The 25,125-nt window shown below is 41.8% G+C and carries 22 protein-coding genes; 4 read left to right on the forward strand and 18 right to left on the reverse strand.

Translation table 11 applies throughout. From position 1 onward, the window contains the following. Positions 1-6 precede the first annotated feature (6 nt). The 3 genes from PH_RS09280 to PH_RS09290 form a co-directional block, all read right to left on the reverse strand. Positions 7-1,431 (reverse strand): ABC transporter permease, encoded by a 1,425-nt coding sequence (locus tag PH_RS09280; protein WP_010886026.1) that lies wholly within the window; start codon positions 1,429-1,431, stop codon positions 7-9. An 11-nt stretch (positions 1,432-1,442) separates the two neighbouring features. Beyond that, positions 1,443-2,492, reverse strand: coding sequence for an ABC transporter permease (locus PH_RS09285; protein WP_010886027.1), 1,050 nt, complete (start codon positions 2,490-2,492; stop codon positions 1,443-1,445). A 198-nt stretch (positions 2,493-2,690) separates the two neighbouring features. Then, the gene (locus PH_RS09290; RefSeq protein WP_010886028.1) at positions 2,691-5,216 is read right to left on the reverse strand and encodes an ABC transporter substrate-binding protein; all 2,526 of its coding nucleotides are present in this window, start codon (positions 5,214-5,216) and stop codon (positions 2,691-2,693) included. Between the two features lie 305 nt (positions 5,217-5,521). On the opposite strand from PH_RS09290, the gene PH_RS09295 reads away from it, so the two are divergent. From PH_RS09295 to PH_RS09310, 4 genes are read left to right on the forward strand one after another with little or no spacing between them, the layout of a single operon-like run. Beyond that, the gene (locus tag PH_RS09295; protein ID WP_010886029.1) at positions 5,522-6,775 is read left to right on the forward strand and encodes a dihydroorotase; all 1,254 of its coding nucleotides are present in this window, start codon (positions 5,522-5,524) and stop codon (positions 6,773-6,775) included. Then, the gene (locus PH_RS09300) at positions 6,723-7,466 is read left to right on the forward strand and encodes a dihydroorotate dehydrogenase electron transfer subunit (protein ID WP_010886030.1); all 744 of its coding nucleotides are present in this window, start codon (positions 6,723-6,725) and stop codon (positions 7,464-7,466) included. The genes PH_RS09295 and PH_RS09300 overlap by 53 nt, the downstream gene beginning before the upstream one ends. Before the next feature lie 4 nt (positions 7,467-7,470). Further along, positions 7,471-8,382, forward strand: coding sequence for a radical SAM protein (locus tag PH_RS09305; RefSeq protein ID WP_010886031.1), 912 nt, complete (start codon positions 7,471-7,473; stop codon positions 8,380-8,382). Between the two features lie 46 nt (positions 8,383-8,428). Then, positions 8,429-9,250: a 7-cyano-7-deazaguanine synthase gene (locus tag PH_RS09310; protein ID WP_010886032.1), complete on the forward strand. Its 822-nt coding sequence runs from the start codon at positions 8,429-8,431 to the stop codon at positions 9,248-9,250. On the opposite strand, the gene PH_RS09315 is transcribed toward PH_RS09310, so the two are convergent. The 15 genes from PH_RS09315 to PH_RS09385 all read right to left on the reverse strand — a co-directional run bounded on the left by PH_RS09315 (position 9,228) and on the right by PH_RS09385 (position 25,064). After that, positions 9,228-10,442 carry an alanyl-tRNA editing protein gene (locus PH_RS09315; RefSeq protein WP_010886033.1) on the reverse strand — a complete coding sequence of 405 codons (1,215 nt, stop codon included), beginning with the start codon at positions 10,440-10,442 and terminating at the stop codon, positions 9,228-9,230. The genes PH_RS09310 and PH_RS09315 overlap by 23 nt on opposite strands. Next, complete coding sequence (locus PH_RS09320; RefSeq protein ID WP_048053527.1) at positions 10,420-11,196, reverse strand: methyl-accepting chemotaxis protein; 777 nt, start codon at positions 11,194-11,196, stop codon at positions 10,420-10,422. Before PH_RS09320 ends, PH_RS09315 begins: the two co-directional genes overlap by 23 nt. A 5-nt stretch (positions 11,197-11,201) precedes the next feature. Then, complete coding sequence (locus tag PH_RS09325; RefSeq protein WP_048053528.1) at positions 11,202-11,969, reverse strand: MBL fold metallo-hydrolase; 768 nt, start codon at positions 11,967-11,969, stop codon at positions 11,202-11,204. A 60-nt stretch (positions 11,970-12,029) separates the two neighbouring features. Continuing rightward, entirely contained in the window at positions 12,030-12,674 is a 645-nt protein-coding gene (locus PH_RS09330) for a V-type ATP synthase subunit D (protein ID WP_010886036.1), read from the reverse strand. Between the two features lie 24 nt (positions 12,675-12,698). Continuing rightward, on the reverse strand, positions 12,699-14,087 hold the full coding sequence (locus PH_RS09335) for an ATP synthase subunit B (protein WP_048053618.1): 1,389 nt from the start codon (positions 14,085-14,087) through the stop codon (positions 12,699-12,701). 5 nt (positions 14,088-14,092) lie between these two features. Beyond that, complete coding sequence (locus tag PH_RS09340) at positions 14,093-16,987, reverse strand: V-type ATP synthase subunit A (RefSeq protein WP_010886039.1); 2,895 nt, start codon at positions 16,985-16,987, stop codon at positions 14,093-14,095. A 6-nt stretch (positions 16,988-16,993) separates the two neighbouring features. Further along, positions 16,994-17,305, reverse strand: a complete 312-nt coding sequence (locus PH_RS09345; protein ID WP_010886040.1) for a V-type ATP synthase subunit F — start codon at positions 17,303-17,305, stop codon at positions 16,994-16,996. After that, the gene (locus PH_RS09350) at positions 17,302-18,414 is read right to left on the reverse strand and encodes a V-type ATP synthase subunit C (RefSeq protein ID WP_010886041.1); all 1,113 of its coding nucleotides are present in this window, start codon (positions 18,412-18,414) and stop codon (positions 17,302-17,304) included. Before PH_RS09350 ends, PH_RS09345 begins: the two co-directional genes overlap by 4 nt. Positions 18,415-18,418: 4 nt before the next feature. Next, positions 18,419-19,015 carry a V-type ATP synthase subunit E gene (locus tag PH_RS09355; RefSeq protein WP_010886042.1) on the reverse strand — a complete coding sequence of 199 codons (597 nt, stop codon included), beginning with the start codon at positions 19,013-19,015 and terminating at the stop codon, positions 18,419-18,421. A gap of 31 nt (positions 19,016-19,046) precedes the next feature. Next, positions 19,047-19,526, reverse strand: a complete 480-nt coding sequence (locus PH_RS09360; protein WP_048053529.1) for an ATP synthase subunit K — start codon at positions 19,524-19,526, stop codon at positions 19,047-19,049. A gap of 13 nt (positions 19,527-19,539) precedes the next feature. Further along, on the reverse strand, positions 19,540-21,519 hold the full coding sequence (locus PH_RS09365) for a V-type ATP synthase subunit I (protein ID WP_010886044.1): 1,980 nt from the start codon (positions 21,517-21,519) through the stop codon (positions 19,540-19,542). Between the two features lies 1 nt (position 21,520). Beyond that, positions 21,521-21,838, reverse strand: coding sequence for a V-type ATP synthase subunit H (locus tag PH_RS09370; RefSeq protein ID WP_048053530.1), 318 nt, complete (start codon positions 21,836-21,838; stop codon positions 21,521-21,523). Between the two features lie 142 nt (positions 21,839-21,980). Beyond that, the gene (locus PH_RS09375; RefSeq protein WP_010886046.1) at positions 21,981-22,667 is read right to left on the reverse strand and encodes a potassium channel family protein; all 687 of its coding nucleotides are present in this window, start codon (positions 22,665-22,667) and stop codon (positions 21,981-21,983) included. Between the two features lie 4 nt (positions 22,668-22,671). Continuing rightward, complete coding sequence (locus PH_RS09380; RefSeq protein WP_010886047.1) at positions 22,672-24,195, reverse strand: preprotein translocase subunit SecD; 1,524 nt, start codon at positions 24,193-24,195, stop codon at positions 22,672-22,674. Next, positions 24,192-25,064: a protein translocase subunit SecF gene (locus tag PH_RS09385; protein ID WP_048053531.1), complete on the reverse strand. Its 873-nt coding sequence runs from the start codon at positions 25,062-25,064 to the stop codon at positions 24,192-24,194. The genes PH_RS09380 and PH_RS09385 overlap by 4 nt, the downstream gene beginning before the upstream one ends. Positions 25,065-25,125: the final 61 nt, after the last annotated feature.

The following is a 25,125-nucleotide window of genomic DNA, read 5'->3' on the forward strand; positions in this document are numbered from 1 at the left end:
ACCACCTCATAATCTCCTGAGCCTCGGGTTCAGGACTCTATCTAACGCGGTACCAATCAAGACGAACGTCAAAGCTACTAGTGCGATAGCTATTCCTGGAGGAATCACCCACCACCAATAGCCATTAACGGCAGCTCCGGCAACTTGGGCATCGTGGAGTATCTGACCCCATGTTACCTGGGTTGGATCACCAAGTCCCAAGAAGCTTAGAGAAGCCTCGGCTAGAACGGCACCTGGAACGCTTAAAGCCATCTGAGCAAATGCGTAAGGTAGCAACTGTGGAACCATGTGCTTGAAGATAATCCTTCCGGTTCCAGCACCAAGCGCTATCGCGGCCTCTACATAAGTCTGCTCCTTAATCTGGTACGCCATACTTCTCGCAACTCTCGCTATTCCCACCCAACCGAACACTGCTAATAGTAAAACTATCTGCCAAAGCTGGATATGACCTCCAAAGTAAGTTCCCAGGAGGATTAGAATTGGAAGCGTTGGTATTGAAGCCATGAACTCCTGGAATCTCATCATTAGCTCATCCGTCCAGCCACCAAAGTACGCTGCGGCTACACCGTAGAATATTCCTATTAGAACTGAGAGTACCGCAGTCGAAATTCCAACAGCTAATGACACTCTCGAACCCCATACAAGTCCAGCAAAGAGATCTCTACCCTTATCATCAGTCCCAAGGTAACCGTAGGTTCTTCCGGTGAGCACTACCTCAGCTTTTGAAAGATCTACTGAAGTTCCCCTTGGAAGTTTTATCTCATATATTATGTGATATTCACCCCTAAGTGGCTCGGGTGAGTCAAGCATATTCGGAGATATCTTAGCGAATACAACCTTTAGCGTATCCAACGTTGTTATAAGCTCAAACTCCTTTGTTGGATCTAACTGGATTCCAGTCTTCATTTTAACCCAGTTAATTACATTTCTCCTAACATTGGTATCCCTTGCAATCTGAATGTTCGTGGATCCCTTTATCTTTAATCCGCTCAGCAAAGTCAGCTCTTCTCCATCGGGCCTCTTGACTTTCAATGTTAAGGAAGGTTTTAACCTTCCTGAAGAATTACCGGAAACGTGCATCATGACTATATCCTGAGGAGGTACATCATACTGCATATTATAGGGGATATCAATTATTATCTTGTTTTTGCTTTTAGTTACATACTTCTGTAACTCCTCTGGGGGTATCATAAGATGGGGGGCCTCTTTTACACCGCTAAACACTCCGGCCCACGTCGGTGGCACGACTTTCGGATAATCAATCCATATTGTCTTCCACTTATCCGGAATGTCAGGCTGAGTTATGTAAGGAGCGCCAAGGGCGATTATAATCCAGAAGATTAATAGAGCTATCCCTAAAATTCCAGTTTTTTGTCTCTTGAATTCAAACCAGAAATTTGAGAGTGAATCCTTGATATCAACCCATCTCATTTCTTCTCACCTCACATCTTTGCTGAAGCTCCAACTCTGACTCTTGGATCTAGGAATCCGTATGATATGTCGGCGATTATAACTCCAGTCAAGTACAGAGCGACGCTTATGAACGTTAGACCCATAACAAGGTTAATTTCATTTGTCTGAATTGCTATCCAGTAAACCCTACCCATACCTGGCCAGTTAAAGACACTCTCAGTTATGATTGCACCACCAAGTGATCCGAGCAGGGAGAATATCGTCATTGTGACTATTGGAGGTGCTGCAGCCCTTAAGGCGTGACCATAAATCACCTTCCTTTCGGGGACACCTTTAGCCCTAGCGGCCATAATAAAGTCTTCCTGCATTGTTGTGATCATTATATTCCTAGTTACCCAAGCCCAACCTCCAAAGAGTACGAAGACTATTGTAAATATTGGAAGGACTAACCTTTTTGCAACATCAAGGACGTGAGCTAATCCTGTTAAATTAGGATCTGGCATTGAATTAGCAGGGAACCATCCGAGCTTAAATGCGAAGATAAGTAGGGACATCATTCCAAACCACCACATTGGAATACTTGTAGTTACTAGGGCCAGGATAGATAGCGATCTATCGAATGCACTCCCCACCATTTGAGCAGCTTTTACACCCAAGAGAAGCCCTATTATGATGACTATAATTTGAGCCGTTGTGAAGAGGAGTATCGTCCTTGGAAGGGCTAATGAAATTATGTTCTTTACGTTTCTCTCAGTTCCAAATATCGGTATTCTCGTATTACCAAAATCTAACATTATCGTCCTCTTTGAATAATACAAGACTCTCCACCAATAGGGTCTATCTAATTTAAATTGGTGCCTATAATAGGCAATTCTTTCAGCTCTCCACTCATCTGGATTAGCAGGGGCCCTTCCTCTTTGAGCTAAACTTTGATACTCAGAATTTATCAGCTCTTGGATTCTATTTTCTAGATCTTTCTCTGCTACCTTAACGAAGAGTGCTGAGACGACCAACGTCACTATCGAAAGCACTATTAGCGCGTTAATAATTCTAATGACAAGATATTTCCCTAATCCCATCTCACACCCTCCTGAACATTCCAGTTTTTGAAGGAACAAGTTTGAACATTATCTTTTTCAAGCTTGTAAAACTACCTTATATATCTTACTTTCGAAAGTCATCTAAACGATAAGCCGAAAGAACTAACGAGAAAGAGAGCTTAAGAGAAGGGTTTCTAAAATTTAAAAATCAAGGAGAAAACTAAAGGGGAGGAGAAATCAGCGCCTTCTCCTTAGGATTAATGGTATTGCTGCTAGTCCAACAATTAGTGCTGGTCCACAGATGCCTCCTCCGGTCTTGGTTTGGCTTGGTGAAGTTGTGGTAGTTGTAGTCTGAGATGGACTGGTGGTTTGCGTTGGACTAGGTGACGAAGTCGTAGTCTGTGTTTGGGTTTCAGTCTTGGTTGGGCTTGGAGATGAGGTAGTAGTCTCAGTCTTAGTTGGTGACTGTGGAGCTTCAGCAAGATAAGCACTCTTCATGACTATTGAGTTACCTAGACCAACTGCTGGATCCATGACTCTGAACTTGATCCTCTTGTTAACTGGGAAGAACTCCCAGTTCTCTGCTGTGAATACTCTGAAGCTCTCATAGATACCTAAGGCTGCACCGATCTTTGTAAGATCCCAGTACTTGGCCTCTGAGTCAAGAGTCTGGTTCTTGTAGTGGCTGGTGTAGATGAGCCATCCTACGTCGTCTGCTGTCCAGTTGAGTATTGGCTTAAGCTTGTCTGGGCTTGTGTAGTACTCAAGCTCTAACATGTCAATTGCTGATTGTATATCTCCCTCACCAAGGTACTTGAGAACTTCTTCTACTGTTGCTCTGTAGGTATTCTGTGGTGTGAACTTCCAACCAACGAATCCTGGACCGAACCATGCGGTTGTGTAGTACTGTAAGATCCTGCTTATTGAGAACTTCACGCTACCACCTGCAACCCAACCCTCAGTGTAGTAGTTCCATTCGTAGTTTGCTGGGTCTGAGAGGTAAACCATTTTGCTTGCTGTTCTTCTGTCAACGATTTTGACTTGGACGTCGAATCCGGCTTTCTTCAGTATGTTTGCAATGTAGTAAGCTTCATCCTTCCTCTCATCCTCCTGCCTACCAATACCAACGAGCTTAACAGGTTGACCGTTAAAGTACCCCTTACCATTAACCTTCTCAAGCTTGTAACCCATCTTAGCAAGATCCCTAGCGGCTTTCCTCATAGCATCATCAATAAGCTTAAGAGCATACTCCTCATCACCCTGAGCATCAAGACCATAGGCATCAAGTACTGGTTGTAACTTCTTAATAGCTAACTTGTCACCGCTTGTCCATGGGGTGAACATTGGGCCACCTGAACCCTGTAGGATGTTTTGGACGATGTAGTTCCTGTTGATTAGGTATTCTAGGGCAAATCTTATCTCCCTAATTGCGAATGGGTTGAAGTACTTCTTGTCACCAACGGTAACTAGGTACGGGTTATCCTTGTCGTGTACTGGGTTCCAAACCATGTCCCAGAATCCACCGATGTTAACGTACATGTCAATGTTGTTTCTGTCCTCTTCACTAAGTCCTGAGAACTTGAATGATGGGAATGAATACCAGGATAAGTCGTAGTCTCCCTTGGCAACACCTAGGATTATAGTATTCTCGTTCTGGATACCATAAAGCTCGATAACGTCAAAGTATGGTTCGAAGTTATACATGTCCTCGGCAAACTCTGGCTTGACCCACTTGTCAAATTTTATGTACTTGAGGTAGAGGTTCTCTGGCTTGTAAACGTCAATTATGTATGGACCATTTGAAATGAACATGTGGTTGTGCTGCTTAATAAAGTTGATAATATCATCATACTCCTTAATCTCATCCTGTTCGTTGTATATGAATTGCTTAAGAACGTCTGGAATGGGCTTCTCCTTCTTAAGCTTCTCCAACTCTTCCATGACAACCTTTGCATGGGCTGGGGTCAGCATGTCGATCTGTTGAATATCCTCAGTAGACTCACTGAAGGAGAAGAGTTGCTTACCTTGGGTCTGGTTAGCAAGCCTAGCCTTATTACTCTCAGCAACAACTTCGCTCATTGCATAGATTAGTTGCCATGGATAGGAGGTGTACGGTGTGAAGTACCAGTACTCATACCACTTATATGGTGGGAACGTGTACTTGTGATAGATCGTTATAACGAAGTGGTCATCATCCTCACTAACGACCTTAATTCCGAGGAGCTTTGCCATAGTCTCCGCGTTCCAATCAGCCTCGTTCTGGTCATAGTATGGATCATTGTCTCCATCCTGGCTAGTCCACTCCCACTCCCAATAGTAGCTGTATATAACATCGGCAACTGTTAGCTTGTGACCATCATGGAAGTAAATCTTCTGACACTTGAATGTAACTGCAACAGGGGCCGTCTGACCAGCATAGGCAGCTTCCCACTTCTTGCTTGTTGAATTGAAGATTACGGCATCACTGGGTATCTTGACGTTTTCCTTGGCCTCAACTATGGTACATCTGTATGGGTGATAGTCACCGTCTATTCCCCAAACTGAAGATCCTTCATCCTGGGCTAGGCTCGCTGCTCTAGTTGAATACACATCCCTGAATCCTGCTGCACTTGGATTCCAAACACCCATGAAGAGAGAACCAGTTGCTGAGTACATTGCTATCTTTAGAACCTTTTGCTCCTCTGCACTCACTGGATGTAGAAGGGGTGTCACTAACATTCCTAAGGCAACTAATATTGCTAATATACCAACTTTTTTCTTCATGTCCTACCACCTACACACTTTAGATCCAAATTTGAAACAGAGATGCCTAAGGTAGTGCTTACAAGGCATAACTTTATACACAAACTCTGATATTTAAGGATTGCGACTATTCCGCAAATTTAAGCTATAAATGGGTATTCGGCCAAGATTAGACAGGCTATAGCTCAAATTTATTAACAATTACGCTTAGTTCAATTTAACGTTAAAACCAACAGTATCACTCCATATTTTTCCCAAAAGTAACGTAGAACCAAAAAAGAAAGGTAGAAAAAACTTAAGAACCTTTTAATAACTTTCTAACTTTGGTGACCCAAGTGGATTTAGTTGTCGTTGGCAAATTTTTATTTAAAGAAAAGATCATTGACGGTTCGATAGGTATAGAGGATGACAAAATTGCAAAATTTTCTTTAAGAGAATTAAAAGGTGACAAAAAAATAAAGGTTGAAAAAGGGAAAATAATACTTCCAGGCCTCATCGATGTTCACGTTCATCTTAGGGATTTTAACGAAAGCTATAAGGAGACAATAGCAAGCGGAACAAAAGCTGCAATTCATGGAGGCATAACGACGGTTTTTGACATGCCCAACACGAAACCCCCGATAATGGATGAGAAAACGCTCAAGCTAAGAGAGTTGATATTTAAAAAGAAGAGCTACTCCGACTATGCACTAGGATTCCTTATAGCTGGAAATGAGCCTGCTAAGGCAGATTTCTATAAGATATTTATGGGGGCATCAACCGGTGGAATTTACTCAAAGAACTTTGAGGAAGATTACAAAAAGGCTCCCGATATCGTGAGCGTTCACGCAGAGGAGTATGAACTTATAAACAGATACCCAGAGAGGCCACCAATAGTTGAAGTTGTTGCAATAAAAAAGGCCCTCCAAGCAAGCAAAAAGATGAAGAAGCCACTACATATATGTCACGTTTCAACAAAAGATGGATTAAAAGAGATACTAAAAGCAAACATTCCCTGGGTGAGCTTTGAAGTAACCCCCCATCATCTTTTCTTAACGAGAAGGGATTATGAAAGGTCAAAACTTCTAAAGGTATACCCTCCCCTTAGGGATGAAGAAGACAGAAGGTATCTTTGGGAGAACCTGAAAAGTATTCCAATAATAGCGAGCGATCATGCTCCTCATACGTTAGAAGATAAAGAAGCTGGGGCTGCAGGTTTACCCGGGTTAGAGACAGAGGTAGCGCTTTTACTTGACGCTGTAAACAAAGGAATGATAACCATATGGGATATAGTTGCGAAGATGTCAATAAATCCGGCTAGAATATTCAAAATAAAGAACAAGGGATGGGAAGAAGGGAAGGATGCCGACTTGATAGTTGTAGATATGAAAAAGGAATGGACTATAAAAGCAGAAAACTTTTACACGAAAGCAAACTGGACACCTTATGAAGGGTGGAAGGTAAAAGGAAAAGTTATAATGACGATCTTGCGGGGAGAAGTAGTCATGGAAGATGATGAGATAATAGGAAAGCCCAGGGGGGAGAGAATTGTTAAGGAGGGTAACGCTCAAGGAAACTTGGGAAGTAGCCAAGAACATTAAAGCATTTAGATTTGACGAGAAGCTTGACTTCACCCCAGGTCAGTTTATAATGGTATGGCTCCCAGGGGTCAATGAGAAACCTTTCAGTCTAGCTGATAAAGATTTAATCGTTGTAAAAAGGGTAGGTCCCTTCACATCGAAACTCTTCACGCTCGAGGAAGGTGACTACCTATGGATTAGGGGCCCCTATGGAAACGGGTTTAAAGAGGTGAAAGGGAAGGTTGCCTTAGTTGCTGGAGGAATAGGAATACCACCGATATACGCCCTCGCAAAACATGGAAAGCTTGAGGAGAAAGTCCTTATATATGGAGCTAGGGGTAAGGATGAGTTGGCCCTTTTGGATATAGAAAATTACGTTGATGAAATAGTTATAACAACCGATGATGGCTCATATGGAATCAAAGGCTTCCCAACAGATGTGCTTGCCAAGAGGAAGGAAGAATTTTCACAGGTCTACGCTTGTGGTCCAGAGATCATGCTCGCAAAGGTTTTAGAAATCATGAACTACGAAAGAACCCAAATTTCAGCGGAAAGATACATGAAATGTGGGATAGGGATTTGTGGGAGTTGCGCACTTGGACCTTATCTCGTATGTAGGGATGGCCCCGTATTCACGGGAGAACAGTTAAAAGATACAGAGTTTGGGAAGTTCACAAGGTTGCCAGACGGGAGGATAAAAGGGTTGAGGTGAAAGCATGAAGAAGAGGTATTCCTGGGAAGAGCTTGCTAGAGCGATGGGAATTGAACCCCAAAGATTAGAAAATAAAGAAGCTAGAGAGTTGAAAAAATTCGTTGATGAGATGACCTGGCCAACCCACTGTAACTATTGTCAGGGATTGGACTTAACGAATCCAAATCCAGTTCATCATCCGAGCTACGAGCTAACCCCAGCATGCAACCACGATTGTATATTCTGCTACTCCAATGTAGCGGTAAAATTGGGCAAGGCCCCAAAACCAGGTTATTATGGCTGGGATAACCCGAAGGTTATAACAATCTCCCAATATGGGGAACCTCTGTTAAGCCCCAGGATAGTCGAAGTAAACAAAATGCTCAGAAAGAGATTCCCAGAAGCTAGGCTTGATCTTCAAACTAATGGATCCTTACTAACAAGGGAGCTCTGGGAAAAGTTAGACTTTGATTTAGTAATGATAAGTTTGAATGCTGCTGATAGAGAAAAGCATAGGAGAATAGCAAATGCAGATACATTTGAGCAAGTTGTTAACGCCCTTAAAATCGTTGGAGAAGATAAAAGTGTCCGCTCGGTTGTTAGAACTGTATTTATGCCAGGAATAAATGATGAGGATATACCAAAAATTGCAGAACTCGCAGCTTCTCTGGGAATAGATGAAATGCACCTCCAACCCCTAACGATCCATGAATTAAACGTGGAGAGGCTGAAAAAAGCAGGATTAGACTTTGAAAGAGCAGAGAGCATAAGGGAGCTATTAAAAGCTGCAATGGAAGCCAAAAAGTACATAGACGTTAGGATAAGCGGATGTATATTAGTTCAGCTTAAGCAGATGGATCCAATAACTCTCTATAGTGTTAGGAGGGTAGCTAGAGAAGTTGTGCCACTCGTAAAGAGAAGTAAGTTGGATATTTAGGCATGAGAGGATACCTTAAAAAGTGAAGATATAAAAGCTAACTACCATGCTGAAATGTTCAATCTGCATAAATGATGAAAGGATAACGAGAATCTTAATAGTAGATGGAAGGCCAATATGCAAAGAGTGCAAAGTATTTCTAGAGCACCCTCCAGATAAGGAAAAGATAAAGAAAGAACTAGAGGAGATTTTATCCAAAGTAGATAAAGCAATTGTTGCTTATTCTGGGGGTAAAGATAGTATAGTTGCATTATATTTAGCCAAAGAAAAATACTCGATAGATGTTGAGGCAGTAATGGTCGATCATGGTTTTATAGCACCCCAAGCTATAAAGAATGCAAAGAACGTTGCCAAGTACTTAGACGTTCCTTTAACTATAATAAAGAGAGATTATTCTGATATATTCAGGGAGGCATTACTAAAGGCTAAATCTCCATGCAGAAAGTGCTCCAGGAGGACAATGGAGATCCTTAGAAAGTATGCATTAAAGAAGGGGTATAGATACATGATCACAGGGCATGAACTACCTTTTGGCCATCACCCTTACAGATTAATGAGTGGAGGAATAATCCAGGTAAGGATTCTATCCTTAATGTCAGAGGAGGAAAGGATGAAGATCCTTAAGAAGTTGCCAGTTGAGTTACCGGAGCTTCCAGGCTATACTAGTAACTGTTTGATTTTAGGCCCAGCTCTACAGAGATTTTGGGAGAGACATGGTTACTCATTTGAGCATAGAAGAATAGCAGCCCTTGTTAGGTATGGACTTTTGAATAAAGAAAAAGCTCTAAAAAAAGTACAAAAACCAGAAGTTCCTCAATGGCAATGGGAGTTGGTTAAGAAAAAGCTTAAACTTGAAGATGGCTTCTAAGCTTTTCTAAGGCTACATCAAAGATTTCCTCTGGCTTAGCCTCCACCCTTCCCCTAGCTAGATTATCCGTTCCTCCTCCTTTCCCTCCAAGTTCATCAATAACCTCCTTAAGTAGTTCCCTCATCGACACTGGAACACCTTCATTCTTCGCAAAGAGGACGTACTTTTCATTAGCAAGCAATAATATCGTGTTTGAATTCTTTTTAACGAAGTCTATCGCAAAGGCCTGGGCATCCTTCATATTCCAATTCTCTACATGGGTAATTACGGTGTAATTCCCCACCTTAACGCCCTCTTTTAATAATGCCTTTCCCTTCCATTCCCATATTTCCCTTCTTAGCTCCTCTATTCTATTCTCAAGGGAGTTAACGGTCCTAAGGACTTCATTAATCCTCTCAATAAGTGGAGGATTCTTATTAGGCATTAAATCTAAGGATCCCCAATAATCCCTTAGAATCTCATTCATTTTGCTTATCGCCCTATATCCACATGTAAATTCTATCCTCCACAGGTTTTTAGATTTCTTATAAAACCTGAGAACTTTTATAATTCCAACCTCCCTAGTCGATTTAACGTGGGTTCCTCCGCAAGGGGTGACATCAACATCTCCTATTTTAACTATTCTAATTTTCTCCTTTACCTTTGTGACGTTTTTCCTTAGCTTCAAAGCAATTTCCTCAGGAAGCTTATCATATTCCTCAATAACTACTGGAAGGTCGTTGATGATGATCTTATTGACCTCTAACTCGGCCCTCTCTATCATATCCCAGTTAACTTCCCCATTCACTTCTATCTTTGCGTAATCCCTAAATATATTGAATCCCGTCGTATCAAGATCATAAAGCTTCTTTAGAACAGCGGATAATATATGCTGACCCGTGTGCATCTGCATGTTTCCGTATCTCCACTCCCAATCCAAGTAGAGTTTGACTTTCTCTCCTTCCTTTGGGATCTCTCCCCTTAACTTTCCAATGTGAAATATCTCTCCGTTCTTTTCAATGGTATCTTCCACCATTATTTCAAAATCATTCCCTTTTATGACTCCCCTATCCCCCGGTTGTCCTCCTCCCTCTGGATAGAAAATCGTTCTATCCAACACGACCTCTACTCTATCTTTTTCTTTTCTAACGTCAACGATCTTTGCATCAATTTCCCTTAAATAAGGATCCTTATAGTATACCCTTTCGACCATTCTTACCTCCTCCAGCCTCTTTGGAATATTCGCTGGCCATGATCCTTAGAAGGGAGGCTAAGTCCTTATTGTATTTCTCTTGTAACTCGGCAAACTTGCTTATAGCTAGGGCTATACCTTTCAATCCTTTTATATCGTTTATGAACTGCTCCTGCTCCTTAGAAATCTCACTCAAAATGTTCGTTATCTCAACTATCACCCTTATATCCTTTCCAAGTATTTCAGTTCCCTCCCTGATCCTATCCATGATCCCGAGGACTTCCCTCAGAGAATCAAGCTGATCCATAACTTTAGAATTAAATTCTTTTATCTCTCTCGCAAGGTTCATAGTTTGAACGGCCATCCTTCTAATTTCATCTGCAACAACAGCGAATCCTCTTCCCGCTTCTCCGGCCCTAGCGGCCTCTATTGATGCATTTAGGGCGACTAGATTTGTTTGCTTAGCAACGCTAGCTATTGAGTCGCTGATCTTTGACACTGATTCTAAATGCTCAACGAGGGTGTTAAATTCCCTTGAAAAGACTTCAAGTCTTTGGAAGAAGGGTAAAAACTCCCTTTGAAATCTATCAAGCTCAGACATTATTTCCGACAATTTCTCAATATTATCAAGTATTAGGGTATTATTCTCCATAAATTTTCCACTTATTTCCTCAGCAAGCTCATTGATGATCTTACTTGCCTCTTTTCCCGAGACGGATATTCTAAGTGACTGAGAGAGCGCAGTGGATGTTTTCTCTAGACTTTTGATGTCCATTTTCCTCACCTCATTAAATCAACCCCAACTTTTAGGTTCTCAAGCCAATCTAGAAACCTAGGGACAAATCTTCTCGGAATTATAGCACCGTGCTGAGGGAGTATAGCCTCTATATCCAGCCCCCTAACTTTGTTAACCCACAATCTTAAGGCCTTATTACTGGCCATTAGCCTTTCGTGTAGTGGCCTCATATACTGAATATGCCTCTCCATATTCTCGACTACTAGGTACCTTTCATCTGGAAAGGCTATGCCGATGTCTCCAGAGAATAGGAACTTGCTCCTCCTGTCATATACTGTGAAGTGTCCTGGGCTATGAAGGAAATGGGCAGGAATAAATTCCAACGTTGTAGCTCCAAAGTTGAGAGTTTCCCCCTCATCCTGAAGTTCATGAGCGTAACCCCTTATGTTCTCAAATCCGAAATGGGGAAGAAACCTTACCCATAACCAGTGAATTATTATTTTTGCATTGCTAATCTCCCTCCATAAGGGAATGCTCCCAGCTACATCGGGATCTTGATGGCACATGTAAATGTACTCTATATCTTTCGGATCTATGTACTTCGACACATTTGCTAAAACCTTAGTAAATATCTTGTAACCTCCTGGATCAATTAGTATACCTTTCCCCTTGCTAACTATTAAATAGCTGTTCACATCTACATCCTCAAGCCCTTCCTGGGTTCCCAAGTAAATTACCATGTGCTCATCATCCTTGTATAGGATATGATCCCTTCCTGGATCAAGGTTTGGATCTAAAAAGTATTCGCCCACTTTTTTCACCAAAGGTATAATTAGAAGAGGAATATTTAAGCAATTTGGCTACATAAAAACCTACATAGACTGTCTAGCCTCTAATATTGCCTTAACTCTCTTTAGTCTGAAGAAGTTCTCCCTTTCCATCTCATCCAAATGTTGCTCTATGAACTTGATCGTGTTCTCCATCCTCGGGATTATTATGTATTCTAAAGCATTAACTCTCCTCTTGGTTTTCTCTATCTCTTTTCCAAGCCTCTTAAGGGATTCTTCAACTTCTGCAAGTCTTATTGCTAACTCCAAAACCTCCTCAAACTTTTCAGCGGCCATGTCTACCGTTGAAGTTGTTGAAACGAAGGCATAACCTCTTTCGCTGGCTTTCCTTTTAAGTTCAGGTACCTCGATCAACGGGACCCTAACACCCATTATGTTTCTTGTTTTGATTTCAATTTCTTTGTTAGGCTTGACCCCAATGGCTATTTCCTTTAATCTTAATGCTCCAACGTCCACCTGGGCCCTTCTTAGAGAGTTGAAAGCCTCCTCCATCTTTCGAATTAGCTCTCTCCTTAAAGAAAGGGCTTCATCATATATTGTAAAGAACTCCATGATTAGGGCATCCTGCTTCTCCTTGAGAAGCTTATGGCCCCTCTCAGCTAACTTAACTCTTCTCTTCAACTTTAGGAGTTCCATTCTTGTGGGTTTTATCTTAAGAATTTCTGGCATTTCCTGTCACCTAGTAAAATGGAATTAAGAGGAGCGCTTCCTGTACTTTGGATGATACTTCATTATCATCTCTTTCTTCACTCTCTTTAGCTCACTTTCGGGTAGTATTGAAAGTAATTCCCAGCCAAGGTCAAGGGTTTCTTCTATGCTCCTATCCTCGTAGTATCCCTGGGCAACGAACTCCCTCTCGAATCTATCAGCGAATTCTAAGTACTTCTTGTCGGTTTCACTTAGGGCTTCCTCACCAACGACAGCAACGAGATCCCTCAGACTCCTTCCTTCAGCGTAGGCAGCATACAATTGCTGGGCTAACTGTGGATGATCTTCTCTAGTCTTTCCTTTCCCAATACCATCCTTCATGAGCCTTGAAAGGCTCGGAAGAACATCTATAGGCGGATAGATTCCCTTTCTGTGCAATTCCCTGCTTAGAACTATTTGACCCTCCGTAATGTAACCTGTTAAATCTGGGATTGGATGAGTTATGTCATCGTCAGGCATCGTTAGTATTGGCATCTGTGTTATTGAACCCTTTCTTCCCCTAATTCTTCCAGCTCTCTCGTAGATCGTCGCTAGATCTGTGTACATGTAGCCAGGATAGCCTCTTCTCCCAGGAACTTCTTCTCTAGCTGCTGATATCTCTCTCAAAGCTTCACAGTAATTCGTCATGTCTGTGAGGATAACTAATACGTGCATATCATAGTCGAAGGCTAAGTACTCGGCAACCGTAAGGGCCATTCTAGGCGTTATTATTCTCTCAATAGCTGGATCATCGGCTAAATTCAGGAATAGGACTGCTCTCTCTATTGCTCCAGTCTCTTCAAAGCTCTTCTTAAAGAAATTGGCTTCTTCATAAGTTATACCCATAGCAGCGAAAACTACTGCGAAACTCTCCTCTTCCCCGAGAACCTTAGCTTGCCTAGCTATTTGAGCGGCAAGTTGATTGTGGGGTAAACCTGAACCGCTAAATATAGGTAGCTTTTGGCCCCTAACAAGTGTGTTCATACCATCTATTGCTGAAATTCCAGTTTGAATGAAATCCCTGGGATAAGCTCTAGCCACTGGGTTAAGGGGAGCACCATGAACGTCTCTCCTATCCTCTGGAATAATCTCTGGACCTCCATCTATTGGCTTCCCTATTCCATTGAATATCCTTCCCAACATATCCATGCTTACTGGAACTTTGAGGGTTTCCCCGGTGAAGCGTACGCTAGTTGTTTTTATATCTAAATCTCTAGTTCCCTCGAAAACCTGAACTATTGCCATATTTTCCCTTGCATCTAAAACCTGCCCCTTTCTCTTCTCTCCGCTCTCAGTTTCGATCTCAACCACTTCACCATAAGCTACTCCTTTAACCCCCTCAACTATCATTAGAGGACCGTAAATCTTGCTTATCGTTGAGTATTCCTTGCTCATTTTCATCACGCCCCATACTTCTTGAAGAGCTCCTCAAACTGTTCGTTAGTTTTGTCAATTAAGGATCTAATTTTAGATACGTCACGCTCAAACTTCATCCTACCTATTTCCTCCCTAACGGGTAACTTAGCTATCTCCTCTAAGGGAACTCCCCTGTTTATGGCTTCCATGGTCTTGTCATAGAAGTTCAGGAGAACCCTCATCATCGTAACCTGCTTCTCGGGTGGACAGTAGGTATCTACTTCATCGAAGGCATCCTGCTGTAGATAATCCTCCCTAAGCATTCTGGCAACTAAGAGGATTGCTCTCTCCCTCTCAGGTAATGCATCGGGACCAACAATTCTAACTATCTCCTGTAACTCGGATTCCTTCTGAAGCAAAGCCATGGCTTTATCCCTCATCGCCTTCCATTCGGGATCAATGTTCTTATGCCACCAGTCCTTTACTGCATCAACATACAAGGAATAGCTCGTCAACCAGTTGATTGCTGGGAAGTGTCTTCTCCTAGCTAAGTCGGCATCTAAAGCCCAGAAGACCTTGACAACTCTAAGCGTGTTCTGAACTACAGGTTCACTGAAGTCTCCTCCAGGAGGTGACACCGCTCCTATTACAGAAACGCTTCCAACCCTGTAGTCACTTCCAAGGGTAACAACTCTACCTGCTCTCTCGTAGAATTCGGCAAGCTTTGAGGCTAAGTAAGCTGGATATCCCTCTTCACCAGGCATTTCCTCAAGTCTACCTGAGATCTCTCTCAGGGCTTCGGCCCATCTTGAGGTTGAATCAGCCATTAGGGCTACATCATATCCCATATCCCTGAAGTACTCGGCTATCGTGATTCCGGTGTAAATAGAGGCTTCTCTAGCGGCCACAGGCATGTTAGAGGTGTTAGCTATTAAAACGGTTCTTTCCATTAATGGCTTACCAGTCTTAGGATCCTTAAGCTTGGGGAACTCTTCAAGAACATCCGTCATCTCGTTTCCTCTCTCTCCACAACCAATATAGATAACCACTTGGGCATCACTCCACTTGGCTAGCTGATGCTGAGTCACCGTGTTGTGAAGCAATGTTGGCATGTTGCCACCAACGAAATTGTGGGTTTCAGTCGTTACATCATATACCTCTTGAGGTTCAGGAATGTACCTGACGTCAATGACCTCGTCAAAGATGATGTGCTGTAGGTGATTCTCCGCCACCTCTTCAAGTCCTATAGACTTGGCAAACTTTCTGAAGTCCTCATAAGGTAATACCTTAGGCATACCGTTGACTTCAACTGGAATCGTATCTAAATTGCCCCTTCTACTTACCCTAACCTTGTAGTACTCCCCACTCTTACTGATCGTTACGTATATTCCAAGTTTCGCGAACAGATAGCTTAGTTCATAGGCCCCCTCTTCGGATGCCAGTGTTATTTCAACTTCCTCTTTTCCTTTAATATAGGCATTTACAAATGCCCTAACTACATTGCTGGGAGAAAGTAGAAGCTCCCTGGGTACTTTCCAGTTTTCAACCTTTTTATCCTCTGGAACTCCCAACCTTCTAAGAACGTCAACCAGAGGTTTACTTTGGATCACTAACGCCTTACCATCTACTTTCTGGACTATTCTTCCACCAACTCCGAAGAGCTTTAGGGAGAGAGAATTTACCCTCTCAAGCAGAGATTCATCGTCACAGTAAATCTCAATGATCCCAGACTTCAAGGTTCCATTGGCCATTAAATATCCTAGGAATTCCGCAAGTTCTTCATTTAGGATCTCCGGAACTTTGATCTCTCCAACATTAGAACTATCCAATTTGATGTACTCGCCACCATCTATTTTCTTTACGACTGCTATTCTATCTCCTGGCTTTACATGCATGGCCATTACTTCTTTAAGGATAAGGCCATCCTTGGTTACCCTACCCGTGAATAGCCTATGAATTGGAGTGACCTTTATCTTTCTCCCTGTTCTCGTTCTGATCTCAACCATTCCAGAGGATACTCCCTTGTAGACGTGAGTAGCCTTAATCTCCACTATCTTACCATCCTTATAGCCATAAACAGTTATCGGTTTCTCAAGTTCTGTCCATTCCTCATTTCCTTCAACGATTTTTCTTCCCTTTCCATCGAGCTTTTCATAGAGCTCCTTAATTTTGATTAAGCCGAATTCCTTGGTGAGCACAAGAGTATCTCCATCTACGCACTTACCGCTGCCGAAAGGCCCAGGAATTGCAGCTGTTCCACCTTTAGCTTGCGGGAAGAAGGTATCTATTACCCTCTGTCCAGTTATTAGAGGAACTTCAGGTGGAAGCTTCTCCTTGTAAGGCCTCTTCACTCTAACGGGCCACCTCTGATACATCTTAAGCTCTTTTATCTCACCGCTAGGAGTCTTTACCTTTGCTATAACCTCTTCTATTGTGTAGTCTCCTTCCTCCGCAATCTCAACGATCTCTCCTTCGATTCCTGGGGGAACCATTATTTTATGGACGATTATACTTGTCTCTGGAACTTCTCCTATTATGTCTCCCCCAACCACCTTATCTCCAACTTTAGCTTTTGGAATGAAGTGCCACTTCTTATCCCTTGGGAGGGCCGGAGCTGTAACTCCTCTTGCTATGAAATCACCAGTTTTCTCCCTAATGACCTCTAATGGTCTCTGAATACCATCATATATTGAAGTTAACAACCCAGGACCTAGTTCAACGCTTAAGGATGCACCGGTTCCAACAACAGGTTCTCCTGGCCTAACTCCAGCAGTTTCCTCATAAACCTGAATTACCGCTTTATCTCCTTCAAGCCTGATGATCTCTCCTATAAGTCCAAGTTCGCCCACTCTAACTACCTCGTACATCTTAGCTCCTTTCATTCCATCTGCGACCACTAAAGGTCCAGTAACCCTAATTATCCTCCCCTTCGCCACCATTTTTACTCACCTCTTAACCTCAATCCCAACGGCCCTTCTAACTATCTCCCTTAACAATTCTTCACCGTAAATTGAGCCGAACTTATCAGGTATTTGAAGGATTATCGGAAGATTTACTTGAGGGAGTTCCCCTATTTTTTGGGCCAATCTCTCCGTGATTAAAATGATACCAACATCATCTCTCTCCACCAACTCCTTTAACTTGTTCCTGGCCCTCTCTATTGAGAGCTCAGAGAGGTCAAATTCATAAGCCTCATGAATTCCCGCTAGTCTAAAACCAACTACCGTATCTGAATCTCCCATGATAACTACCTTCATGCCATCTCACCTATGAGCTCTTTAATCTTCTCAGGTTTAGCTTTGTCCTCTATCAACTTTGCTACTGCTTTTAGCTTCCTTACTTCACTTTCCCTTTCCAAAAGATACGTTAAAGCTACCGCAACACTCAATGGATAGAACTGAGAGAGCTCTTTCATCCTATTTAGGATGTACCTCCTTAGGGCCTCTTCGACTTTATCTATCCTTCCCCCCTCGACGGCTTCCCTGACATCCTTCAACGCATCACCATATCTAGTTCCTTCTAACTCGCCCAGGGCCATCATAACATCCTCGCTACTTAGCATTGATTCTAAAACAGCCCTGGAGAGCATCCCTCCTGGGATTAGGAGGGATTTTATTTCCTCGCTTGGCATTCCGGATAGCTTAGCCCTCAGGATTATTGATATGTTCCTGTAGTCAATGAGCATTTTAATGAACTCCTCTGAGATCAATTTTTCCTCTCCCTTCCTGGAGCTTGCATACTTAAGGAGCTTGGAGTAATAGATCTTATAAAGCTCCAATTCAAATGCTTGGAGGTCTATCTCCTTGAGCAAAAGCTTCCTCAAGGGTTCTTCATACTCCGTACCTTCCAATATTACTAATATTTCTTCCATTGTCTTCGACTCAACCATAGCTTTTACTTTAGGAAACATTCTCCCCGCAGGGATTATAAAATCTTGAGGAGGTAAATTGGAGAGCTTAGCCTTTATAACATTAGTTATATTCCTAACATCCCACTCTTCCAGGAGAATTTCGAAGAGGCCCCTAATTCTTTTTGGCATTATTTTAATCATCAACTCAACTAAATCAACTAAGGATAAATCGAGGGCCCTCTCAATCTCATAAAGATTGTAACTTTGCAAAGAGGCTAAGCGGGGACTATAATCAGTATCCTCTAAGCTAACAACGAAGTTTTGAAGAGTCTTACTCTCGGCTAGTTCTGAAAACCTCTGATCGGTTAAAAGTCTAGCTTCCATAGCTCTTATCCTAGCATTTGGATACGAATAGGGGGTATACTTCCAAATGATTTGACCTGTTTTGTAGGCTACCCAGGTAAATATTACGGCCAGCGTTGTATCAAGGATAGTAGTTAGCGTTGATATTTCCATATTATCACCCGAATAATACCTTAGCTATTGTGGATCTTATTTCCCCCTCAAATCTTTCCATCCTAGCCTCAAACGTATTATCTATCCTTATTCTTCCATCTTCAGTCTCTACTATGACTCCTCCCATTGTATCTACTGTTTCTCCAAGCTCTATTGAAACGTCCCCAAGCTCTGACTTTATCTCCTCTATCCTTGAAGCTATTAAGCCTAATGTCTTCTCATTTGACATAACCCTTACCTTCTTCTCATTAAGTTCTTTAATAGCTTCTTTCAGTAATGCCTTAACGGATTCAAAGTACTCATCCTCGCTCATGGTTTCAAGTCTTCTTTTAACTTCCTCCAGGACACTAGAGATTATCTCCTCCTGTATGGCAAGTCGCTTTCTCCTAACTTCAAGCCTTGCATTCGCTATTATTCTCTGCTTCTCCAGCTCTGCTTGCGTTTTTGCTCTTCTAATTATCCATTCAGCTTTAGCTTCAGCATTCCTTCTAGCTTCCTCTTTAATTTTTTCGGCCTGCTGCCTAGCCTCATTGAGTATGTACTCTATCTTTCTCTCAGCCTCTTTGTTTATTTCTTGAATTATTAGCTCAGCACCGTTCATCTTTCTGTCCTCCTAAATTAAAGAAAGAACATCAGAGGCTCATTATTAGAATTATTGCACCTACGAGACCAAAGATTGCCATAGTCTCGGCCATTGCAGCGAATATTAAGTTCTGAGTAAACGTCCTGGGATTCTTACTAACGGCCCCTATACCTGAACCTGCAATAATTCCCTGGGGAATTGCTGAAAATCCAGTAAGGCCAACGAGTAGCCCAGCGCCAAAGAGGATTGCACTCTTAATTATATTCTCGGTAGTTGGTTCAGCAAATTTGAAACCTCCTCCACCAATTATCCCAGCGGCCATTCCAATCAGGAAGAGCGTTATTAATCCATAGATACTCTGGGTCATTGGAAGACCTTCAAGTATTAGAGCATTTCTGAAGTTCCTTTCATCCTCAGCTACAGCACCTGCTGCAGCAGCACCTGCTATACCGACACCAAAGGAAGATGCTGCTCCAGCTAAACCTGCTCCCAGGGCCATTCCAAGGGATACGTAAACTATCGGATCCATAATCTTCACCTCCCTAAGTTTCTATCTCCAACTCGGAAACCTCCCTTTTAGCCGCGAAAGGCTCAAACTTTCTACCTTCACCAGAGTAAAATGTTCCAAAGAACTCAACATAGTGTAGACGGAGAGCATGAACGAATGCACCTAAGGCGTTTATCGCAGTCGAGAATATATGCCCGCCTATTAGTACTAATATTCCAATTAGTGCGCCAAGGGGAACAGAGGCTATTTTGATTCCCCATATCATTTCAACTAATATGTTAATAACTAGAGCTATACCAGAGGTAGCTAGGGCTAGGGCCATTAGTCTAGCGTAACTTAGCCAGTTACCAACGAAGCCAAAGAAGTCTGAAATGACCAAAAGAACGGCCATACCTTTATTTGCTAGCACCTCCCCTATCATAAAGAGGATTAAACCTATCCCAAATATCCCCTTAACTATTAAATCAGGCACTCCAAGCCTCGATGACAGTGCAAACAACGTTATCCCTATTATTATGAGGAGCCAAGATAACTGTTCAAAGATGGCCCCTTTCTTATCTCCGTTCTTCCACCTAACTATAAAGCCCAATAGATACCCCGTAAAGAGATGGGCTAATCCTATCGCCAAGGCTATCATTAACACCGTTAATGCCTGCTCCATCGGATCCAGAATCCTCGGGACTTTTATTCCGGCCATATCAAGAGCGTTACCACAGTAACTACCGAAAAGAATCCCAAGGGTCATTGTGAATACTGAAGACCATAGCATTATCTTTGCAAATTTCCAGGTTCCATCCTTAAGTTTTGAATGACCCTTAACTAGCAATGCCGATATTATACCTAGTAACAATCCATATACAAAGTCAGTTAACATGAAACCGAAGAAAAATGAGTAAGTAAAGGCCATTATCGGTGTCGGATCTATCTCATTGTACTTAGGAACTCCATACATCTCAGTTAACATCTCAAAGTGGCTGAGAAATTCAGGATTCTTCAGCTTAACTGGAACATTGTCAATTTCCTCCTTGCTAGGTTCGCTGATGTTAATATAAGCAACTCCACCTGTAATTTTCTTTATCCCTTCTACCACTTTCTCAACATCTTTTTCAGGAACCCAGGCTAAGAGGCCGAATGTCATTTCAGTTCTAACGAGATATGAGAGATAGTTACCCTTCTCCCTTTCATTATCCATGAGCTCCTTATAGAAGACTAACTCATCATAATACCTCTCAGCAACCTTCCTTCCCCTCGATTTGACTTCCTCTAACTCTTTTTCTTTTTCTTTGATCTTCTCAGTGTAAATAGGAATCAAATCCCTTGGTAAACCCTTACCCTCTGGAACCTCTATCTTTTCGAATCCATACTTAGCGAGAACTGAGCTAACCTTACTTGAGTCTTCCCTAAGTGAAACGACAACCAATAACGTTCTTGCCCCAATATCCTTCCTTACAATATGAACCCTACCTTCAACTACATCGCTAATTTCCTTAATTAGAGGTTCAGCTTTCTCCCTATCTACAAGTCCCACATCAACATTAAGGAAGGAGCCCCCTCTTAGGTACTCAACCTCAACGTTCAGATTTGATAAGATTTGAAGGGATTCCAGGGTGTCTTCAAGTGAGGATATCTCATTATTAATCCTTGAAACCTCAGACTCTAAACTTCTAATTTCAGGCTCTACTCTCTCTAAAAAAGTCTCAACATCCTTTATCAAAGCTTCAATTCCCTTATATTTGTATTTTTTCTTTGGTTTTTCCTGGGGGAACATAAATTCTTTAAATCCACCTTTCTTTGGAGGTAAATATTGCTTTAAGGTATCTACAAGCCTTGAGAGCGTTATACTATAAGAAGTAGCCTTTCTATAGAATTCGTTTGGAGTATCCCTTTGAACCTCCTTTATTGGAACCTCCTCTAATTGAGCGACTCCAATTTCATGAAGGTAAGTTAACAGGGTATCTCTAAATCTAGTAAGGGTTATCACCTCAATTTTAACAATTTTTTCAGGTTTAAACATTTTAAATCCCTCTTATAATTTTTAGGCACTCTGAAACGGCCTCCTCAAATTTTTCCTCGCTTTTAGCTTTAGTTAACATTTCGCTTATTTCAGCTTCTCCCGATGATAATATCTTCTTTGCTTCCTCCTCACCTTCCTTCTTTTTCTCCTCTATAAGCTTTTGAGCTTCCATTTCTGCTTTCTTGACTATCTCCTCCTCAATTTTTCTCGCATCTTCTTTTGCCTCTCTCACGATCTTCTTAGCTTCTTCCTTTGCCTTTTCAATTCTCTCTTCAGCAAGCCTCTCAGCCTTAATAATCTCTCTAAGGACTTCCTCCATTTGAACCATCTCCTTTGGATGATAGGGAGAATTACAAGAACAGATCATTGACATTCATTTAAAATATTTTTTGCTAGGATTATTGAACAATTATTTATAAACAAAAAACAAAATAAAAGGCTCATCTTCCTGAGTCTCAAATTCACTGCTCTTTCTTCTTTTTCTCCATAATCTTTTTTACTTCCTGGAGTGCAGAATTTTTGGCAAATATTATCACTTGTCCCTTCTTTGGAATGATGGTGTCACCAGAAGGTATCGTTAAGTTACCTTTCTCATCATAAACAGCGATTATTAAAGAGTCTTTCGGTAGATTTAGCTCCTTAACAGGCTTACCTGCAACTTCACAGTCTTCATCTATTTGAAACTGAATTATCTCCGCACCCTCTCTAGGTAAAAGAACCCTATTGAATCCAGGAGTTACCAACGTTCTAAATATATAATTTGCAGCGATGTCTTCTGGGGATACGACGATATCAAAGTAAGTCTTTAGCTCCTTAACATCTTCAAAGATCTTCTTCTTCCCAGGATCCGTTATCCTAAGTATCGTCATTATGTTCGGATTTAAATGCTTTGCAAGTATGCACGCCAAAATGTTCGCATCATCCTTTCCGGTTAGAGCTGCAAACGCATTAGCGTTTTTTATATTTGCATTTTCTAGAACTTTTTGGTCGGTTGCATCCCCCTCAATGACGAGACCTGATATATATTCGGATATTTCCCTCGCTCTTTCCCTGTTCATCTCTATTATAGCAACATCATGACCTTCACTTTCAAGCATCCTAGCCACGAGGGTTCCAATCCTCCCCGCTCCCATGATAACTATGTACATTCGTTCACCTCCTCCAGCCGATTAGAACCTTTGCTATTTCACCGTAGGCTGGTCTTGTTATCAGTATCCCAACGAGTATTCCTAGAATCGTTGTAAAGGCGAATCCCCTTAAACCTCCAACGAAGAACTTAAATAGAAAGCTCATAGCTACTATTGTAGTTGAAGCTGAAGCCAGGATTATGAAGAATGCCCTTCCCATTCTCCTTAATACACCACTTCTCTTGACTACCCTCTTCTTTCTGGTAGATGTTTCTCCTAAAAGCTCATCCGTTATTACTATTTGCTGATCAACTCCAGTACCGATCGCGGCTATTATTCCAGCTATACTCGGTAAGTCAAGATTCCACTTAATCATGGATGCTATTCCCAGGATAATAAGAACTTCACTAAAGCTAGTCAACATAACCGGAATAGCTATCCTCAGCTTTCTATAGTGGAGGTACACTATACCACCGACGACAAGCAATGCTGCTATTCCAGCTATTAATACCTGTTTCTTAAAGTTTTCACCTAGCTTTGGAGATATGTAGTCAATTCTTTCAATTGACAATTTAATTGGAAGCGAACCACTTCTTAAAACTACTGCAACAACTTGAGCATCATTTCTTGCCCTTATATCATTTTGTGATCCTCCAATGGAGATCATAACCTCAGTACTCGGTTTACCGGTTGCCAGCCCCTCAGAAACCCTATATGGCCCATAAAGTCTGAGAACCCTTCTAACGAAATCCTCTAAATCTTCGTTCTTTTCCCTATTCCTAACTTCAACTTTGAATCCCATACTCTTTAGCTCTTCAGCTAACTTCCCATCTACACCTACCAGTATTATCTTCTCGCTCCCATTGGCAAGTCTTGCTATCTCTTCAGGGGTCTGGTTTGAATATTCAATGATCCTTATATTGAAGGCCTTCCTAACCCTTTCAATTAAGCTCATGTTACCACTCATTATGAATCTCGGAGAATTTAGGGCCTGGTAGAACTCCTTAGATGCTACGATTGTGGAGTTTACTGGAGGATCGAGGAACATGTCAACTGGATATCCTGCTTTTCCAAGGGCCAGTTTTGCAAATTTTTCTGCAGCTTCCTTTGAAAGTCTAAATGGGACTACCCATGCTCCCTCCCTGGGATCATAGCTAACGGAACCAACGTTAAGTATATCCTTACCCGTTGCAAAGATCACTCCCTGGAATTCAGCGTAGAAAACACCTTGCCTTTCAATCGTCTCAATGAGTTGATTTCCCTCCTCCTCGCCAACGCCCGCAACCTTAACTATTACGAACTGATTACCCCAGGGTTCTATTACTATGTCTTTAACGCCTAAAGCATTTAATCTCTGCTCCAAAGCTAACCTAACTTGTTCCATCGTTTGAGGAGTTACAGGTTTTTCGAGCTTTACGGTAATTGATATTCCCCCACTTATATCAAGTCCAAACGTCAATCCCCTAGCCGCAAGAGAGGCTATCGATAAGATGAGGAACGTTATAAGCAACAAAACCCTACCATTTAGAATAATCTTCTTCCATTTCATTTCTTACCCTCCCTCTTTTTTATGTAAAGCCTCAAGACTCCTGCATTGAATATCCAAGTGTTCATGAAATCTGCTAGAAGTCCAAAGATCAAGACAGAGGCTATATCATCTATAACCTTAGCCGTTGAGAAGATCCACAATGAAGCCAAAGCACCTAAAGTCGTCGTTGACATTGTAAAGCCTGTTCTTAGTGAAGAGTAATAGGCCTCTTCAACGGAAAATTCCTTCCTCCTTAGAAGTCTCGTCGTCAGCAGAATATTACTGTCAACTGAATATCCTATTAGCATTAGAAGTGCAGCTATCGTAGCCTGGCTAAGTTCAATCCCAAATATATCCATTAAAGCTACTGCTATAACCATATCTGAAAACGCCGAGAACACTACAGTTAAAGACGGAACTGGGACTCTAAAGAACAGGAAAACAACAACTGCCATACCAATGAAAGCGTACACTATAGCTTTAATCCCTTGCTCCCTAACCATCTTACCAAATGTTGGACCGATAAAGGTTACTTGGGGCTCAACCCCAGGAAATTTCTCTTTTAAAAAGTTCTGAACCTTATTAATATCCTCTCCTGCAGGTATATAGATTCTAACACCCTTACCTCCAGTAACTCCAGTAAATTTCTCAACATTCGCTTCAATCCCAAGCTTCCCCAACTCACTGGCAAGTTGATCCGGGTCAACGTTAATCCCCTGAAGGGTAATAACGGAACCTCCCTTAAGCTCAATTCCTTCCCTTACTGGACTTCCCGTTTTTATGTACATCCCTGCTATTATAATAAGGGCAATAATGAAGACTATAAGAGGGTACAGCACCATTCGTTTAGGATCCATTTTCACAAGGACTTCCAACTTTTCTTTTATCATCAATGCCACCCCTGCCAACTCGATTAGCAACTTTCGTTAAATCACTTTTGGTATCTATCAT

The sequence above is a fragment of the Pyrococcus horikoshii OT3 genome (assembly GCF_000011105.1).
In the GTDB taxonomy this organism is placed as follows: Archaea; Methanobacteriota_B; Thermococci; order Thermococcales; family Thermococcaceae; genus Pyrococcus; species Pyrococcus horikoshii.